The 15017-nt window shown below is 70.5% G+C and carries 19 protein-coding genes, 1 tRNA gene and 1 pseudogene; 16 read left to right on the top strand and 5 right to left on the bottom strand.

All coding sequences use genetic code 11. From position 1 onward, the window contains the following. Positions 1-31 precede the first annotated feature (31 nt). Entirely contained in the window at positions 32-919 is an 888-nt protein-coding gene (locus ACPEH0_RS01590; RefSeq protein ID WP_217530167.1) for a Ku protein, read from the top strand. Here the strand turns inward: ACPEH0_RS01590 and ACPEH0_RS01595 are convergent, their stop codons facing one another. From ACPEH0_RS01595 to ACPEH0_RS01605, 3 genes are all read right to left on the bottom strand, one after another. Continuing rightward, complete coding sequence (locus tag ACPEH0_RS01595; protein WP_217530546.1) at positions 920-1690, bottom strand: DedA family protein; 771 nt, start codon at positions 1688-1690, stop codon at positions 920-922. A gap of 72 nt (positions 1691-1762) precedes the next feature. Beyond that, positions 1763-1844, bottom strand: a tRNA-Leu gene (locus ACPEH0_RS01600). A 79-nt stretch (positions 1845-1923) separates the two neighbouring features. After that, the gene (locus ACPEH0_RS01605; protein WP_366213178.1) at positions 1924-2544 is read right to left on the bottom strand and encodes a flavin reductase family protein; all 621 of its coding nucleotides are present in this window, start codon (positions 2542-2544) and stop codon (positions 1924-1926) included. Positions 2545-2652: 108 nt separating this feature from the next. Here ACPEH0_RS01605 and ACPEH0_RS01610 point away from each other — a divergent pair, with 108 nt between their 5' ends. Genes ACPEH0_RS01610 through ACPEH0_RS01645 form a run of 8 tightly spaced genes read left to right on the top strand, consistent with a single transcriptional unit; the run spans position 2653 to position 7280 of the window. After that, positions 2653-3816 (top strand): CpaF family protein, encoded by a 1164-nt coding sequence (locus ACPEH0_RS01610; RefSeq protein ID WP_217530161.1) that lies wholly within the window; start codon positions 2653-2655, stop codon positions 3814-3816. Beyond that, positions 3813-4673: a type II secretion system F family protein gene (locus ACPEH0_RS01615; protein WP_217530159.1), complete on the top strand. Its 861-nt coding sequence runs from the start codon at positions 3813-3815 to the stop codon at positions 4671-4673. The genes ACPEH0_RS01610 and ACPEH0_RS01615 overlap by 4 nt, the downstream gene beginning before the upstream one ends. Next, entirely contained in the window at positions 4670-5581 is a 912-nt protein-coding gene (locus ACPEH0_RS01620) for a type II secretion system F family protein (RefSeq protein WP_366213176.1), read from the top strand. Before ACPEH0_RS01615 ends, ACPEH0_RS01620 begins: the two co-directional genes overlap by 4 nt. Positions 5582-5604: 23 nt before the next feature. Further along, positions 5605-5808 (top strand): hypothetical protein, encoded by a 204-nt coding sequence (locus ACPEH0_RS01625; protein WP_217530155.1) that lies wholly within the window; start codon positions 5605-5607, stop codon positions 5806-5808. 10 nt (positions 5809-5818) lie between these two features. Next, positions 5819-6208 carry a TadE/TadG family type IV pilus assembly protein gene (locus tag ACPEH0_RS01630; RefSeq protein ID WP_217530153.1) on the top strand — a complete coding sequence of 130 codons (390 nt, stop codon included), beginning with the start codon at positions 5819-5821 and terminating at the stop codon, positions 6206-6208. After that, the gene (locus ACPEH0_RS01635) at positions 6183-6650 is read left to right on the top strand and encodes a TadE/TadG family type IV pilus assembly protein (RefSeq protein ID WP_366213175.1); all 468 of its coding nucleotides are present in this window, start codon (positions 6183-6185) and stop codon (positions 6648-6650) included. Before ACPEH0_RS01630 ends, ACPEH0_RS01635 begins: the two co-directional genes overlap by 26 nt. After that, positions 6647-7054, top strand: a complete 408-nt coding sequence (locus tag ACPEH0_RS01640; RefSeq protein ID WP_217530149.1) for a pilus assembly protein TadG-related protein — start codon at positions 6647-6649, stop codon at positions 7052-7054. The genes ACPEH0_RS01635 and ACPEH0_RS01640 overlap by 4 nt, the downstream gene beginning before the upstream one ends. Positions 7055-7076: 22 nt before the next feature. Further along, entirely contained in the window at positions 7077-7280 is a 204-nt protein-coding gene (locus ACPEH0_RS01645) for a hypothetical protein (RefSeq protein ID WP_217530147.1), read from the top strand. A gap of 25 nt (positions 7281-7305) precedes the next feature. Here the strand turns inward: ACPEH0_RS01645 and ACPEH0_RS01650 are convergent, their stop codons facing one another. Continuing rightward, positions 7306-7719 (bottom strand): hypothetical protein, encoded by a 414-nt coding sequence (locus ACPEH0_RS01650; RefSeq protein WP_366213174.1) that lies wholly within the window; start codon positions 7717-7719, stop codon positions 7306-7308. Further along, on the bottom strand, positions 7716-8996 hold the full coding sequence (locus ACPEH0_RS01655) for an MFS transporter (protein ID WP_366213173.1): 1281 nt from the start codon (positions 8994-8996) through the stop codon (positions 7716-7718). Before ACPEH0_RS01655 ends, ACPEH0_RS01650 begins: the two co-directional genes overlap by 4 nt. 26 nt (positions 8997-9022) lie before the next feature. Between ACPEH0_RS01655 and prfB the strand changes: the two genes are divergently transcribed. The 7 genes and pseudogenes from prfB (at position 9023) to ftsX (ending at position 14984) form a co-directional block, all read left to right on the top strand. Next, positions 9023-10135 carry a peptide chain release factor 2 gene (gene prfB / locus ACPEH0_RS01660; RefSeq protein ID WP_217530141.1) on the top strand — a complete coding sequence of 371 codons (1113 nt, stop codon included), beginning with the start codon at positions 9023-9025 and terminating at the stop codon, positions 10133-10135. 117 nt (positions 10136-10252) lie between these two features. Then, positions 10253-11075: pseudogene (locus ACPEH0_RS01665) on the top strand (DUF4397 domain-containing protein). A 94-nt stretch (positions 11076-11169) separates the two neighbouring features. After that, on the top strand, positions 11170-11727 hold the full coding sequence (locus tag ACPEH0_RS01670; RefSeq protein ID WP_366213171.1) for a class F sortase: 558 nt from the start codon (positions 11170-11172) through the stop codon (positions 11725-11727). A 5-nt stretch (positions 11728-11732) separates the two neighbouring features. Continuing rightward, complete coding sequence (locus ACPEH0_RS01675; protein WP_366213411.1) at positions 11733-12206, top strand: RNA polymerase sigma factor; 474 nt, start codon at positions 11733-11735, stop codon at positions 12204-12206. Continuing rightward, positions 12193-12951 carry an anti-sigma factor gene (locus tag ACPEH0_RS01680; RefSeq protein ID WP_366213170.1) on the top strand — a complete coding sequence of 253 codons (759 nt, stop codon included), beginning with the start codon at positions 12193-12195 and terminating at the stop codon, positions 12949-12951. The genes ACPEH0_RS01675 and ACPEH0_RS01680 overlap by 14 nt, the downstream gene beginning before the upstream one ends. A gap of 57 nt (positions 12952-13008) precedes the next feature. After that, on the top strand, positions 13009-14073 hold the full coding sequence (gene ftsE / locus ACPEH0_RS01685; protein ID WP_423719403.1) for a cell division ATP-binding protein FtsE: 1065 nt from the start codon (positions 13009-13011) through the stop codon (positions 14071-14073). Next, complete coding sequence (gene ftsX / locus ACPEH0_RS01690) at positions 14070-14984, top strand: permease-like cell division protein FtsX (RefSeq protein WP_217530131.1); 915 nt, start codon at positions 14070-14072, stop codon at positions 14982-14984. The genes ftsE and ftsX overlap by 4 nt, the downstream gene beginning before the upstream one ends. Positions 14985-15017 lie beyond the last annotated feature (33 nt).

Consider the following 15017-nt stretch of genomic DNA (forward strand, 5'->3'; position numbering starts at 1 on the left):
CAACGTGCTGTGACGGGTGTCTACTGGTGTGATGCGAGCGATCTGGAAAGGCGCCCTCACCTTCGGCCTGGTGAACGTGCCCGTCAAGGTGTACTCCGCGACCGAGGACCACGACGTGTCCCTGCATCAGGTGCACGCGGCGGACGGCGGCCGCATCCGGTATCAGCGCATCTGCGAGATCGACGGCGAGGTCGTCCCGTATGCCGAGATCGACAAGGCGTACGACGACGGCGAGCGCACCGTCGTCCTGACCTCCGACGATTTCGCGGCCCTGCCGAGCGAACGCAGCCGCGAGATCGAAGTCGTCGAGTTCGTGCCGACCGAGCAGATCGACCTGCTGACGCTCGACAAGGCGTACTACCTCGAGCCCGACTCGAAGAGCCCCAAGGCCTACGTCCTGCTGCGGCAGACGCTCGAACAGACCGACCGCACCGCGATCGTCCGTTTCGCGCTGCGGCAGAAGACCCGGCTGGCGGCGCTCCGCGTGCGCGGCGACGTGCTCGTGCTGCAGACGCTCCTGTGGGCGGACGAGGTGCGGGAGGCGTCGTTCCCCGTGCTGGATGAGCCAGTGAAGATCTCGAGCAAGGAGCTGGAGCTCTCGGCATCCCTCGTCGACAGCTTCTCGAGCGACTTCGACCCGACCGAGTTCACCGATGAGTACCAGCAGGAGCTGCGCACCCTCATCGAGGCGAAGCTCGAGAAGGGCGACGCGTTCGACACCGCCGAGACCTTCGGCGAGAAGACGGATGCCTCCGGGGGCGAGGTCATCGACCTGATGGAGGCCCTGCGGGCGAGCGTCGAGAAGAGCCGCGCCGCGCGCGCGGGCAGCGGGAAGACGGACGCTGGGAAGAAAGACGCCGCCGCCGACACGAAGCCGGCGGCGGCGAAGAAGAAGCCCGCGAAGAAGAAGGCCTCCTGATCAGGAGCGGCGGCTCTCCCCGTCGGGGCGCTCGTCGAACGCCTCGGGCTCGAGGACGAGCTGCTGCGCCTCGGCCTGGTCGGTGACGCCGTCGGGTCCGGCGGCCATCTCGCGCTTGACCTTGCGCTTCTCGGCGAAGTAGTGCCACACAATGAAGATGATGGTGCCGGCCACCGCCACCAGCAGGATGACGTCGATGTACTCGGCGACGAACTCGCCGACGCCCGGGATGAGGCTCACGAGGTAACCGACGACCGTCAGACCGAAGCCCCAGATCACGGCGCCGATCAGGTTGTAGAGCGAGTACTTGTGCCATGCCATCTTGCCGACGCCGGCGGCGACCGGGGCGAAGGTGCGCACGATCGGCACGAAACGGGCGAGGATGACCGTCACGCCGCCGTAGCGCTCGAAGAACGCATTCGTCCGCTCGACGTTGCTGCGACTGAAGAGGCCGGACTCCTTGCGTTCGAACACGGCGGGTCCGCCCTTGCGACCGATCAGGTATCCGACCTCACCGCCGAGGAACGCCGCGAGACCGATCAGCAGGCCGACCACCCAGACGTTGATCCCGAAGACGCCGTTCGGGGCGTGGGTGACCGGGTTCGACAGCAGGCCCGCCATGATCAGCAGGGTGTCACCCGGCAGCAGGAAGCCGACGAGCAGGCCGGTCTCGGCGAAGACGATGAAGCAGACCACGACGAGGGCCCACGGGCCGGCCGCGTTGATGATGGTCTCGGGATCGAGCCAGGGAAGCAGTGCGAAGGGGTGCACGGAGGTCCTTCGATTCGCGGCGGTGGGCCCGCCGACGGACGGGCGCAAGGTGTGAGGCACGCGGGTGCCTCGTGCGGAAGGGGGGACTTGAACCCCCACGCCCGAAGGCACAGGAACCTAAATCCTGCGTGTCTGCCGATTTCACCACTCCCGCTGGTGCGTTCAGTCTAGGGCGCGCGGTGGGAGACGACTGAGAGGGATATCCCGAGGATCGCGCGGCGATGCCGACCTGGTCAGGTATGCGCGGGATCGTCCAGGAGCGGCGCCCGGAAGTTGGCGCCGACGTGCGGCCCCTGCGCGAAGTAGTGGCGGAACCCGTAGTACAGCGGTCGCCACGCGTCGGTGTCCACGCGGTCCTGCCCCGCCCGCAGGATCCCTTCGTGCGCGTGGACCTGCAGGACCTGCGCCTCCACGGCGACGGCGTCGCCACCGTCGACGCCGACGATCTGCGCCACACGAGCCTCGATCTGCACCGGGCACTCGGCCACACGTGCCGCCGTCACCGCGTCCGACGGGAGGGGGGTGAGACCCCCGAGGGTCCACTTGTCGGGCTCGTGGCGGTAGGCGGGTCTCTTGGCCTCGGGCACCGGGTTCCGCCCCGTCGTCGGCGCGATCGCCTCGACCGCGCCGACGAGGTCGGATGACGGCAGGTTGATCACGAGTTCGCCGACGCGGCGGAGGTTGGCGACCGCCTGGCCGTCGGCGCCGAGCCCTAGCATGTAGCGGTCGCCCAGCGTCCAGGCGGAGGAAATCGGGCTGATGTTCGAGGACCCGTCGGGATTCACCGTGGTGATCAACGCGACCGGGGTCCCGAAGTACAGCACGGGCAGGTCGACACGTCGCGTTCCGTCCATCCTTCGATTCTCGCCTCCCGCCGAAGGGGCGTCCGCAGTCCACCTGGAGCCGGTGGCGTGTGGATAACTCCCGCGCCGGGTGGGGTCGGGTTGCGAGGATCCCTGGCCATGAGCATCGCGTCCGCCCCGACGTCGACCCGCGGGCTCGCCGCGGTCGCCGAGCGGGTGCGCGAGCGGCTGCGCAGCGAGCAGGTCGACCCGTCGCGAGACCCCGACCGCGCAGCGTTCATCGCTCGCGCCGAGGTGCGTCGCCACAACGACTTTGCCCTCGCGCGAGGCGTGGAGGTCATCGAGGACGAAGCGGGGTCCGTCCGCGACATCCTGTCGACCGTCGCAGGGTACGGCCCCCTGCAGGCGCTCCTCGACGACCCAGAGGTCGAGGAGATCTGGATCAACGCGCCCGACCGCGTCTACGTCGCCCGCGAGGGGCGCAGCGAACGCGCACCGATCGTCCTGACCGACGCGGCCGTGCGCGACCTGGTCGAGCGGATGCTGCACGCCACCGGCCGCCGCGTCGACCTCAGCCAACCGTTCGTCGACGCGTCGCTGCCGGACGGGTCGCGCCTGCACGTCGTCATCCCCGACATCACGCGCCGGCACTGGGCGGTGAACATCCGGAAGTTCCTCACCCGCTTCCGCACCCTGGACGACCTCGTCACCGCCGGGTCCGTCGCCCCCGAGGCGGCGGCGATCCTCCGCACCGCGATGCGCGAGGGTACGAGCGTCGTCGTCTCGGGCGCGACGCACGCCGGCAAGACCACGCTGCTCGGCGCCCTCATCGCCGCCGCACCGGCGCACCACCGGATCGTGACGGTGGAGGAGACGTTCGAGTTGAACGCGCAGGCCCCCGACCTCGTCGCGCTGCAGGGCCGTCAGCCCAGCCTCGAAGGGACCGGCGAGGTGTCGCTGCGCCGGCTCGTGAAGGAAGCGCTCCGCATGCGGCCCGACCGCCTCGTCGTCGGCGAGGTCCGCGATGCGGAGGCCCTCGACCTGCTGCTCGCCCTGAACACGGGCGTCCCGGGCGCCGCCACGATCCACGCCAACTCGGCGCCCGACGCGCTCCGCAAGCTCGGCTCGCTCCCGTTGCTGGCCGGGCGGAACATCGACCGTGACTTCCTCCTGCCCGCGATCGCCGCCTCGGTCGGTCTGGTCGTCCACTGCCGGCGGGATGCCGACGGTCGCCGCGCCGTCGTGGAGATCGTCGCGCCGACCGGCCGTGTCGTCGACGGCGTGGTCGAGACCCGCACGCTCTTCGGGGGTGCTCCGGCATGACCGTCCTCCTCGGCATCACCCTCGCGGCGGGCATTCTGCTCGCCCTGTCACCGTGGCTCTGGCCACCGCGCGCGGGGGAGCCGGCGCCCGTGCGGCGCGATGCGGCATCCGCTCGTCTCCTGCAGAGCGCCGGATTCGGCCATGCGACGCCCGGGCACCTCGCGGCGGTCTCCTGTGCCGCGGCGGCGCTCTCGGGGGCGATCGTCTGGCTCGTCACCGCCCTGCCCGCGTTCGCGGCCGTCGCAGCTGTGGCGGGATTCTTCGCGCCCGCCGGGTGGCTGCGGGGTCGCGCCCGCCGGCGTCAGAAGAGCCGCCGTCAGCTGTGGCCGGACGTGTGCGACCTCCTGGTCGCCTCGGTACGGTCCGGGATGTCGCTTCCCGACGCGGTCTCCGCGCTCGGCGAGGTCGGACCGCCGCCGCTGCGTCCCGCGTTCGCGGCCTTCGCGTCGGACGTGTCGGCGTCCGGGCACTTCGATTCGAGCGCGCTGCGCCTCAAGGCCCGGCTGGCCGATCCGGTCGCCGACCGCATCATCGAGGCGCTCCGAATGGCCCGTCAGGTCGGCGGGACGGAGCTCACGAGCGTCCTCCGCGCGCTGTCCGGCTCGGTGCGGGCGGACGCGGCGCTGCGTGCCGAGATCGAAGCGCGTCAGTCCTGGATCCGCGGGGCCGCGGTACTCGGCGTCGTCGCGCCGTGGATCATCCTCGGCCTGCTCGCCCTGCGCCCCGAAGGAGCGACGGCCTACAGCAGCCCCGAGGGCGTCGCGGTGATCCTGCTCGGCGCCGCCGTCTCGGTGGTCGCGTTCCGTCTCATGGTCGGCATCGGACGTCTCCCCGAGCCTCGGCGGTGGTTCGCATGAGCGCGCTCACGGAGCTCGCGCTCGCGATCGTGCTCGGCGGCGCCTTCGCGGCCGGCGTCGTGCTCGTCGCGACCCGGGTCCCACGGCTGGCGGCGCCCACGCTGTCGCGGCGCATCGCGCCCTATCTTCGGGACATCGCCGACCCGCGCGGTCTCACCCCCCTCGAGTCCGCCGGGACGGACTGGCGCACGCGGCGCGATCGGTTCATGGCCGCGTTCGGAGGAGCCGCCCGTCTCGAGCAGCGGCTGCGGCAGGCCGGCTGGACGCAGGATGCGGCGGGATTCCGTGCGCGGCAACTCACCTGGATCGTGGTGGGTGCGCTGGCGGGAGGGGCCGTCCTGGTCCTCCTGGCCCTCGTCGGCCGGATGAGTCCGGGAGCCGTCCTGCTTCCTCCTGTGGCCGGGGCGGCCGCGGTGGCCGTGCTGGATCTGCGGCTGACGTCGGCGGGGCGCCGACGGCGGGCGCGCGTCGAGGAGGAGCTGCCGACGCTCCTCGAGTTCCTCTCGCTCTGCCTCGCCGCGGGCGAGGGCCTGCGCGACGCCCTCCGCCGCGTCGGGGAGATCGGCTCGGGTGAGTTGACGGCGGAGATCCGCCGCGCCGTCCTCGACAGCGGAACCGGGTCGAACCTGTCGGACGCCCTCGTGGACCTCGGCCGGCGGCTCGACGTCCCGGCACTGTCGCGCGCGCTCGAGCACCTCGTCGCGGCCATCGACCGCGGTGCGCCGTTGGCGGGGGTCCTGCAGGCGCAGGCCGGCGACGCCCGCGAGGACGCCAAACGCTCGCTCATCGAACGCGCCGGCAAGAAGGAGATCGCGATGCTCTTCCCGATCGTCTTCCTGCTGCTGCCCATGAGCGTCCTCTTCGCCGTCTTCCCCGGCATCGTCATGCTGCGGCTCGGGGTCGGCTGATACCTGACCGAAAGGAGAACATCATGATCCGTTCCACTCTGTCCCGTTTGCGCACCGCCTGGGGTGCCGTGCTCGGGGACGTCCGCGACGACGAGCGGGGCGACGTGCCCGGCTGGGTGTTGATCACCCTCATGACCGCCGGACTCGTCGTCGTCATCTGGGCCCTGGCAGGTCCCGCGCTCGCCCAGCTCTTCGAGCAGGCGATCGACCAGGTCTCGAGCTTCTGAGGACGTCGACGTGCGCCGGCTGCTCTCCGATGAACGCGGCTCGACTCCGGTCGAGTTCGTGCTCGTCGGCGTGCTGCTGACCGTGCTCACCCTCGGTGTCCTGCAACTGGGGCTCGCCGTGTACGTCCGCAACGTCGTCCACGACGCGGCGGTCGAGGGGGCGTACCACGCGGCCCTCGCCGATGTGGAGACCGCGGCGGGGGCGCAGCGCGCCCGGGATGTCGTGGAGCGCGCCGTGGGCGACGGTTTCGTCGAGAGTGTCACCGCTTCGGAATCGACCGCGCTCGGGTACGACACCGTCGCGGTGACCGTGACGACACGGCTGCCCCTCATCGGCCTCCTCGGCGTGCCGCACGGGTGGGAGGTGACCGTTCATGCCCCGGCGGAGACCTTCGACTGATCGCCTCCTCGGCGACGAGCGCGGGTCGGCCGCACTCGAGTTCATCGTGGGCGGTGTCATCCTCCTCGTCCCGATCGTCTACCTCATCGTCACCCTCGGGATCATCCAGTCGCACGCGCTGGGCGTCGAGGCGGCCTCTCGGCATGTCGCACGCGCCGTCGCGTCAGCGGAGAGCGTGCAGGATGCCGACGCCCGGGCAGCGGCGGTCCTCGACTCTCTCGTGCGTGAGTACGAGATCGATGCGGACACGCTCGCCGTGGACGTTTCCTGCGTCGGCCGGCCGGCGGAGTGCCCGGGCGCAGGCGAGACCGTCCGGGTGACGGTCACGGCCTCCGTGCCGCTGCCGCTCGTGCCGCCGGTCCTCGGGCTCGACGACGCGACCCGCGTGGGCGTCGAGTCGTCGTCCGTGCAAAAGGTCTCGCGCTACTGGAGGGACGGATGAGAGCCCGCGACGAGGACGGCAGCATCCTGATCCTGACGATCGGCTACGCGCTCCTGGCACTGGTGCTCGTCTTCGTGTGCGTCGACGCGACGAGTCTGTACCTCGCGCAGAAGCGGACGCAGGCGGCGGCGGATGCCGCGGCTCTCGCAGGCGCCGACGGGTTCACACTCGAGGTGCACGGGGATCAGCCGCGCGCGGAGCTGACGGATGCCGGTGTGCGGGAGCAGGCGGAGGCGCTGGTCGCGGCGGACGGCGAGGTCGCGCTCGTCTCGGCATCCACCCCCGACGGGGTGTCGGCGCGCGTGACGGTGTCGACGACGTGGCATCCACCGATCTCGTCGATCTTCGTCCCCGCGGGGGTGGTGCTCGATGCGACCGCGACGAGCCGCACCTCGCTGGACTGAACCGATGGACGAGGATGACGTCATGGTTCCGGGGACCGATGCCACCGACCCGCACTCGTGCCGGATGATGAGCACGGTGGTGGCCGACCCGCGATTCGCGGTGCGGTACACCCCTCGTGATCGCAGCTACGCGATCGAGGAACGCGGCGACCACGCCCCCGGCGATCTGCGGGTCGTGCAGCGGATCGACGACGAGGGGAACCTCGTCGCGGAGCCGGAGCCGTGATCGCCCGAGGGAGCCGGCGCGGCGATCAGCCTTCTGCAGCCCTGCGGATGAGCTCGAATCGCCGATCCGTCTCGACGCGCTGGGCCGCAACGGTCGTGACCGTGTCGGGATCGGCGGGTGCGAACACGTCGACGAGGTCGCCGACGCGGTCCTCACCCACCCGGTAGGCGCGCAGCCCGCCGCCCTGATCCCGCGCCATCCCGCTCGGCCACACGTCGGCCTGCGCACCGACGACGCCGATGCGCCAGCCCCGCGGCTCCAGGTGCTCGCGAACCCGGCACAGCGCCTCGAAGGCGTCATCGGCGACCTCTTCGATCGTCTCGACGGCGTCGGACGACAGTGAGACGGCGTAGCGCCACCCCTCCCGGCGCCAGGTGAGGCTCGCGCGGACCGTGACGTCGCCCCGACGCATCGCGATCGCCGTCGTGTCGCTGGTCATGAGCGGCGGTTCACGTGCGGCAGGAAACGGGGCAACCAGCGCACGAAGGCGACGGCACCGAGCACGCCGATCAGACCGACCGCCCCGGCGGCGAACGACAGGGACGAGATCGCGGTGATGCCGGTCACGATCAGCGGGGTCGTGGCACCACCGGCATCCGTCAGCGTCCGCCAGGACCCGAGGAAGGGAGCGGGATCGTCCTTGGGAGCGAGGTCCGCACCGATGGTGAGGAGGATGCCGCTGGACAACCCGTTCCCGACGCCGAGGACGGCGGCGAACATCGCGAACCACATCTCGGCGGACGCTCCGTCGTGGGTCACGGAGAGGGCGAGGAAGCCGCTGCCCATCAGGATCATCGCCGGCAGCGCGGCCCAGAGGCGTCCGAAGCGGTCCATGACCTGGCCGCTCGCATAGAAGAGGGCGAAGTCGAGCGCCCCGGAGATGCCGACGACGAGGGCGATCGTCTGCGCGTCGAGGCCGATCGACACACCCCACAGCGGCAGCACCACCTGACGGGCCGACCGCACGGCCGACAGGCACGCCGCTGCGAGTCCCACGCGCGAGAGCACCCGCCGGTGCCGCCACATCGTCCGGAACACGCCGATGCGCTCGGCCACCGGGATCGATCCCGTCACCGGCTCGCCCGAGTCCTCGGCGTCGTGGCTGTGCACGGGCTGCGCGACGAACTGCTTCTCCGGATCGGGACCGACCGTGACGAGAACGATGAGGGCCGCGAGGCAGACGGCGAAGAACCAGATGGTCGCCCGCTCGTCGCCGAACAATCCGATGAGCGCGGCGGCGATGAACGGGCCGGTGAACATGCCGAGCCGGAACGTGCCGCCGAGCAGCGAGAGGGCGCGGGCGCGGAACAGCACCGGCACACGCGTCGTCATGAAGGAGTGCCGCGCCAAGCCGAACGCCGCGGCGCAGAACCCGATGAGGAAGACGGCGCCGGCGAACACGGGCAGCGACGGCAGGAGCGCGGCCGTCAGGGAGACCACGAGGGCGAGGGCTCCCGCGGCGATCATCGTGGCCCGTTCGCCGACGCGCGCGACGGCCCAGCCGGCGGGGAGGTTCCCGATGAGCTGGCCCACGACGAGCATCGACGCGATCAGCGCCGAGAGGGCGACGTCGGCGCCGAGGGAGCCGGCGAGACTCGGGATGAGGGGGAGGACCGCACCCTCGCCGATCGCGAAGAGGGCAGTCGGTGCATAGACCATGGGGCCGAATCGCCGGAGCACATCTCGAGCAGCGGGGGAGTCGGGGCGGTCGGTCATCCCCATCCACGTTACTCTGGAGTGTCATGCTTGAATTCGATCCGTCTGCGGACATCCAGGCCCTCCGTTCCACCTTCGGTGAGATCAAGGCGGTCGTCGACGTCGACGCTCTCTCCGCCGAGATCGCCCGTCTGTCCGACGAGGCGGGCGCCCCCGACCTCTGGGACGACGTCGAGAAGGCGCAGAAGGTCACCAGCGCCCTCAGCCACCGCCAGTCCGAGCTCAAGCGCGTCACCGAGGTGGAGCAGCGGCTCGACGACCTCGAGGTGCTCGTCGAGCTCGCGCAGGAGATGGACGACGAGGACTCCGCCGAGGAGGCCCGCCGGGAGATCGCCGACCTCGAGAAGGTCATCAGCCAGCTCGAGGTGCAGACGCTCCTCGACGGCGAGTACGACGACCGCGGGGCGGTCGTCACGATCCGCTCCGGCGCCGGCGGCGACGATGCCACCGACTTCGCCGAGATGCTCATGCGCATGTACCTGCGCTGGGCCGAACGCCACAAGTACCCCGTCAAGGTGATGGACACCTCCTACGCCGAGGGCGCCGGGATCAAGTCCGCCACCTTCGAAGTGGATGCGCCGTACGCGTATGGCACGCTCTCGGTCGAGGCGGGCACCCACCGCCTCGCGCGGATCAGCCCCTTCGGCTCGGCCGACAAGCGCCAGACGAGCTTCGCCGCCGTCGAGGTGATCCCCGTCATGGAGGAGGCCCAGGAGGTCGACATCCCCGAGGGCGACATCCGCGTCGACGTGTTCCGCTCGTCGGGGCCCGGCGGACAGTCGGTCAACACAACCGACTCGGCCGTGCGACTGACCCACATCCCGACGGGCATCGTCGTCTCGATGCAGAACGAGAAGAGCCAGATCCAGAACCGCGCGGCCGCGATGCGCGTCCTGCAGACCCGACTCATGCTGCTGCAGAAGGAGGAGGAGGCGGCGAAGAAGAAGGAGCTCGCCGGCACCATCACCGCGAGCTGGGGCGACCAGATGCGCTCGTACTTCCTCTACGGTCAGCAACTCGTGAAGGACCTGCGCACGGGACACGAGGTGGGCAACCCCGCGGTCGTGTTCGACGGCGACCTCGACGGCTTCATCGCGGCCGGCATCCGCTGGCGCAAGCGCAAGGACGACGACGACTGAGTCGACGCGGAAGAATCTCTTCGAGATTTCTTCATCCACCTGCATCCACAGTCGGTGGACCGCGGGAATACCCCTGTGAAAGCGCGAACACCTCGCGCCGAATCAGAGGGAGTTCCCATGCGCAAGACACTCTCTGCGGGCGTCGCCCTCGGTGCCGCCGTGGCATTCGCTGCATTCGCCCCCCGCATCCGCTGCCACGTCGGACACGGCCGACCTCGCGGTGCTCCACGCGATCCCGGACACCCCCGTCGATGTGTACGTCAACGGCGACCTGACGATCGACGACTTCCAGCCGGGTGACCTCGGCGGTCCGCTCGAGCTTCCCGGCGGAACCTACTCGGTCGCGCTGACCGCCGCGGACGCCACCGACGACTCCGATCCGGTCCTCGGCCCCATCGACCTCACTCTCGAGGCCGGCATGAACTACACCGCGGTCGCGCACCTCGACGCCGAGGGCACCCCCACTGCGAACCTGTTCACGAAAGACACCTCCGAGACCGCTGCCGGTGAGGGTCGTCTGACGGTGCGCCACGTGGCCGCCGCTCCGGCGGTCGACGTGCTCGCCGGCGGCGAAGCGGTCATCACCGGCCTCACCAACCCCAACGAGGAGTCGCTCGACCTGCCCGCCGGCACGGTGAGCGCGGCCGTCGCGCTCGAGGGCACGACCGACCCGGTCATCGGCCCGGCCGACGTCGAGGTCCAGGAGGGCGTCCTGACGATCGCCTACGCCTGGGGCTCGGCCGAGGACGGCAACCTCGCCCTGGCCACGCAGACCATCGACGGTCTGCACTCCGGCCCCGACGGTGCGAACACGGGTTCGGCGGGCCTCGTCGCCGAGAACGGCCCGAACGGCTGGCTGATCGCCGGTGGTGCCGCTCTCATCGCCGGTCTCGTCGCCGGTGGTGTGCTCGTCGCCCGTACCTCGGCTGCGCGCCGCTGAGGGTTCGGGCGCGACCGGGACGGTCTCCCCTCGACCGGCGGCTCCCACGCCGCAGGTCTCCGTCCCGGTCGCTCCGGCCACTCCGCAGGCCGTCGTGCGCGCTCCGGCACCGGAGCGGCTCGCCATCTCGTCGTTGGACGTCGACATGCCGGTGGAGGCGGTCGGGGTGCAGGACACCGGCGAGATGGAGATCCCGGAACGTCCGTCGATCGCGGGGTGGTACCGCTTCGGCAAGGCCCCCGCCGACGCCGAAGGCACGACCGTGATCGCCGCCCACGTGGACGACCGGGAGTACGGTGTGGGACCGCTCGCCAGACTGCGTGAAGCGAAGCAGGGCGACGAGGTGACGGTGACGGATGCCGACGGCACGGTCACCACCTACGTCACCGAGTCGGTCACGTACATCCCCCGCGCGGAGCTCCCCGTGGACGACCTGTTCACCCGTGAGGGTCCGCGGACCCTCGCGGTCATCACCTGCGGTGGTGATTTCGATCAGCAGACCCGCACCTACAGCGATAACGTGGTGCTCATTGCGAAGGCGCAGTTGCGACCATCACGGCCCCGCCTCGGCTCGCCGCACGGAAGGAGCAGGCCGTCGACGACGACACCCACCTCGATGAGCGTTTCGCGGCGGGTGACGAGACCGCGGTGAAGGCGATGTACGACCGGTGGTCGCGCATCGTGTACACCCTCGCCGTCCGCTCGCTCGGCGACACGACCGAGGCGGAGGACGTCACACAGCGCACGTTCGTCTCGGCATGGACCTCCCGATCGTCGTACCGCGTGGACGGGGCGCCTCTCGGCGCGTGGCTCATCACGATCGCGCGTCGCCGCATCGCCGACGCCCACGAGGCCCGTGCCCGCGCGGCACGTCTCGAGGAGGCGTTGAAGGCGGTCGTCCCCGATCAGGTCGCCGAACACGACGTCTCCGACGCGATGCTCGTGGCCGACGAGGTCGCCCAGCTCGAGCCCGACGCCCGTGCCGTCCTGGCGCTGGCGTTCTACGAGGATCTGACCCACCAGCAGATCTCCGACAGACTGGGGATGCCGCTCGGCACCGTCAAAAGCCACATCCGACGAAGTCTCACCCGACTGCAAACCCGATTGGAGGCGCACCATGTCACATCTTGACCCCGAGGTCGCCGCCCTCCTGGCGATGGGGGAGCAGCCGTCCGCCGACGAGCAGCACCACCTCGATTCCTGCGCGGACTGCACGGCCGAAGTCGCCTCGTTCGCGCGCGCGGTCGCCGCAGGCCGGGCGACCCGCACCGGCGAGGAGCTCCTGAGGCCCCCCGACCGCGTCTGGGAGTCCATCCGCAGCGAACTCGCTCTGCCGTCGGAGCCGTCGACCGCACCGGAGTCGACGCCCGACGAACCGGCATCCCGTCCCTCCGAGGCGCCGTCGACCGGGGCCCGGCACGTGGCACGTCGCCGGCGGGTCCGTCGTCGCCCGGTGTTCTTCGTGATGGCGGGAGCGGCCGTCGCCGTCGTGGCGATCGTGGCAGGCGTCTGGATGGCCGGGGGCATCGCCCCGCGTCCCGAGATCATCTCCGAGGCCCGGCTCGACGGCTTCCCGACCTGGGCGGGCGCCCAGGGCGAGGCGATGCTCGAGCGCGTCGACGGTCACGACCGCGTCGTGGTCGACCTGACGGCATCCGTCCCCGACGACGGCTACCGCGAGGTGTGGCTGCTCACGTCGGACGCCAGCGACCTGATCAGCCTCGGCGTGCTCGACGGCAGCTCGGGCTCCTTCGACATCCCCGACGACGTCGACCTGTCGCGATTCACCGTGGTCGACATCTCGCAGGAGGACGTCGACGGGGATCCCGGTCACTCGGGCGACTCGATCGTCCGGGGAACCCTGTCAGCCCCCTGAGCGCGCGGGAGTGTCGCTGACGGAAGCGGCGGCCCCGCCGCTTAGGCTCGTCTGGCCATGATCCGCTTCGAAAAGGTCTCCAAGAAATACCGCGGCACCAGCAAACCCGCCCTCAGCGACGTCGAGTTCGACGTCCAGCGCGGGGAGTTCGTGTTCCTCGTCGGCGCGTCGGGCTCGGGGAAGTCGTCGTGCCTGCGCCTCATCCTCCGCGAGGACACCGCCTCCGACGGTCGCGTCGTCGTCCTCGGACGCGATGTGCGCGGTCTGAGCACGCGCAAGGTCCCCTACTTCCGTCGTCACATAGGGTCGGTCTTCCAGGACTTCCGTCTGCTGCCGAACAAGACCGTCTTCCAGAACGTCGCGTTCTCGCTGCAGGTCATCGGGTCGAGTCGCGCGTTCATCCAGCAGTCCGTCCCCGAAGCCCTCGCCCTGGTGGGCCTGGCGGGCAAGGAGAAGCGCCTGCCGCACGAGCTCTCAGGCGGTGAGCAACAGCGTGTCGCGATCGCGCGCGCCATCGTCAACCGGCCGCAGATCCTGCTCGCCGACGAGCCGACCGGAAATCTCGACCCGGGAACCTCCATCGACATCATGCAGTTGCTGGCCCGCATCAACGCCGGCGGTACGACCGTCGTGATGACGACCCACGAGGCGGGCTTCGTCGACCAGATGCAGCGCCGCGTCATCGAGCTGCGCGGTGGTGTGGTCGTGCGTGACGAGCGCCACGGCGGCTACGGCGACACATCGGGCCTGCCCGTCCTCACGCCCGAGACGGTCAAGGGCGCGGCGGCCACGGCGGCGCTCACGGCCGTCCTCGAACTGCAGAAGCAGATCGCGACCGGCGACACGGGGGCGGTCGAGCCCCTCCCGGACCCGATCGAGCCTCCGGCCCCGCAGCCCGAGACGGTGCTGCCCGCCGTCCCCGTCGTGCAGGACCCGCCCCCGGTGACCGAGGTGCAGACGGATGCCGCGGCCCGGGCAGCGGCGTCCGAGCCGGACACGGGCACCAGAGGCATCCCGATCACCCCCGCCGACATCGACCTCGGCGACATCGACGGGCTCGGGGCAGCGGACCGTCTGGGTCTCGGGCACCGCGACGACGACGAAGTGGGGCCGACCGCATGAGAGTCCGTCTGGTCCTCGGCGAGGCCCTCACGGGTCTTCGTCGCAACGCGTCGATGGTGATCTCCGTCATCCTCGTCACCTTCGTGTCGCTCACGTTCGTGGGCGCCGCCCTGCTCATGCAGATGCAGATCGCCAAGATGCAGGGGTACTGGGCCGAGCGCGCCCAGGTCGCGATCTTCATGTGCCGCGACGGGTCGACGGAGACCACCTGCAGCGACGGCGAGGCGACGGACGAACAGCTCGCCGCGGTCAAGGAGAAGCTCGAGAGCCCGGCTCTCGAGGGCATCGTCCGCAGCGTCCGGTTCGAGACACGCGAGGAGGCCTACCAGAACGTCCTCGACCTCATGGGCGAGGACTACAAGGACTTCATCACCCCGGCCCAGTTGAACGAGACGTACTGGGTCAACCTCGTGGATCCCACGCAGACGGATGTCATCGACGAGGCGTTCTCGGGAACGCAGGGCGTCGAGGGGGTGACCGACCAGATGGAGTATCTGCAGCCGCTGTTCTCGGCGCTCACGATCGCGACGTACTTCGCGGTGGGGATCGCCGGGCTCATGCTCGTGGCGGCCGTGCTCCTCATCGCCACCACCATCCGGCTCTCGGCCTACGCGCGGCGCAAGGAACTCGGCATCATGCGTCTCGTCGGGGCATCCAACCGGTTCATCCAGACGCCGTTCGTCCTCGAGGGCGTCTTCGCCGCCTTCATCGGCTCGGCACTCGCCAGCGTCGCCGTCTGGCTCGGCGTGCAGTACGGCGTGCACGGGTTCCTCGTCGACGAGATCGACTTCGTGACGACGTGGATCGACGGACGGGATGCGCTGCTGGTCATCCCGCTGATCGTGGTTCTCGGTCTCGTGCTGGCGGCGCTGTCGGCCAGCTTCGCCATCCGCCGATGGCTGCGCACCTGAGCGTACGCCTCCGTTAGACTGGCAGGCCGGTCG

This window comes from Microbacterium sp. NPDC079356 (assembly GCF_049545465.1).
Taxonomy (GTDB): Bacteria; Actinomycetota; Actinomycetes; order Actinomycetales; family Microbacteriaceae; genus Microbacterium; species Microbacterium gawkjiense.

What these genes read in the sequence shown, in the direction of transcription:
- ACPEH0_RS01590 (WP_217530167.1), top strand. Translation starts at nt 32, where the DNA reads ATGCGAGCGATCTGGAAAGGCGCCCTCACCTTCGGCCTGGTGAACGTG.
- ACPEH0_RS01605 (WP_366213178.1), bottom strand. Translation starts at nt 2,544, where the DNA reads ATGGACGGAACGCGACGTGTCGACCTGCCCGTGCTGTACTTCGGGACC.
- ACPEH0_RS01610 (WP_217530161.1), top strand. Translation starts at nt 2,653, where the DNA reads ATGAGCATCGCGTCCGCCCCGACGTCGACCCGCGGGCTCGCCGCGGTC.
- ACPEH0_RS01615 (WP_217530159.1), top strand. Translation starts at nt 3,813, where the DNA reads ATGACCGTCCTCCTCGGCATCACCCTCGCGGCGGGCATTCTGCTCGCC.
- ACPEH0_RS01620 (WP_366213176.1), top strand. Translation starts at nt 4,670, where the DNA reads ATGAGCGCGCTCACGGAGCTCGCGCTCGCGATCGTGCTCGGCGGCGCC.
- ACPEH0_RS01625 (WP_217530155.1), top strand. Translation starts at nt 5,605, where the DNA reads ATGATCCGTTCCACTCTGTCCCGTTTGCGCACCGCCTGGGGTGCCGTG.
- ACPEH0_RS01635 (WP_366213175.1), top strand. Translation starts at nt 6,183, where the DNA reads ATGCCCCGGCGGAGACCTTCGACTGATCGCCTCCTCGGCGACGAGCGC.
- ACPEH0_RS01640 (WP_217530149.1), top strand. Translation starts at nt 6,647, where the DNA reads ATGAGAGCCCGCGACGAGGACGGCAGCATCCTGATCCTGACGATCGGC.
- ACPEH0_RS01645 (WP_217530147.1), top strand. Translation starts at nt 7,077, where the DNA reads ATGGTTCCGGGGACCGATGCCACCGACCCGCACTCGTGCCGGATGATG.
- ACPEH0_RS01650 (WP_366213174.1), bottom strand. Translation starts at nt 7,719, where the DNA reads ATGACCAGCGACACGACGGCGATCGCGATGCGTCGGGGCGACGTCACG.
- ACPEH0_RS01655 (WP_366213173.1), bottom strand. Translation starts at nt 8,996, where the DNA reads ATGACCGACCGCCCCGACTCCCCCGCTGCTCGAGATGTGCTCCGGCGA.
- prfB (WP_217530141.1), top strand. Translation starts at nt 9,023, where the DNA reads ATGCTTGAATTCGATCCGTCTGCGGACATCCAGGCCCTCCGTTCCACC.
- ACPEH0_RS01675 (WP_366213411.1), top strand. Translation starts at nt 11,733, where the DNA reads ATGTACGACCGGTGGTCGCGCATCGTGTACACCCTCGCCGTCCGCTCG.
- ACPEH0_RS01680 (WP_366213170.1), top strand. Translation starts at nt 12,193, where the DNA reads ATGTCACATCTTGACCCCGAGGTCGCCGCCCTCCTGGCGATGGGGGAG.
- ftsE (WP_423719403.1), top strand. Translation starts at nt 13,009, where the DNA reads ATGATCCGCTTCGAAAAGGTCTCCAAGAAATACCGCGGCACCAGCAAA.
- ftsX (WP_217530131.1), top strand. Translation starts at nt 14,070, where the DNA reads ATGAGAGTCCGTCTGGTCCTCGGCGAGGCCCTCACGGGTCTTCGTCGC.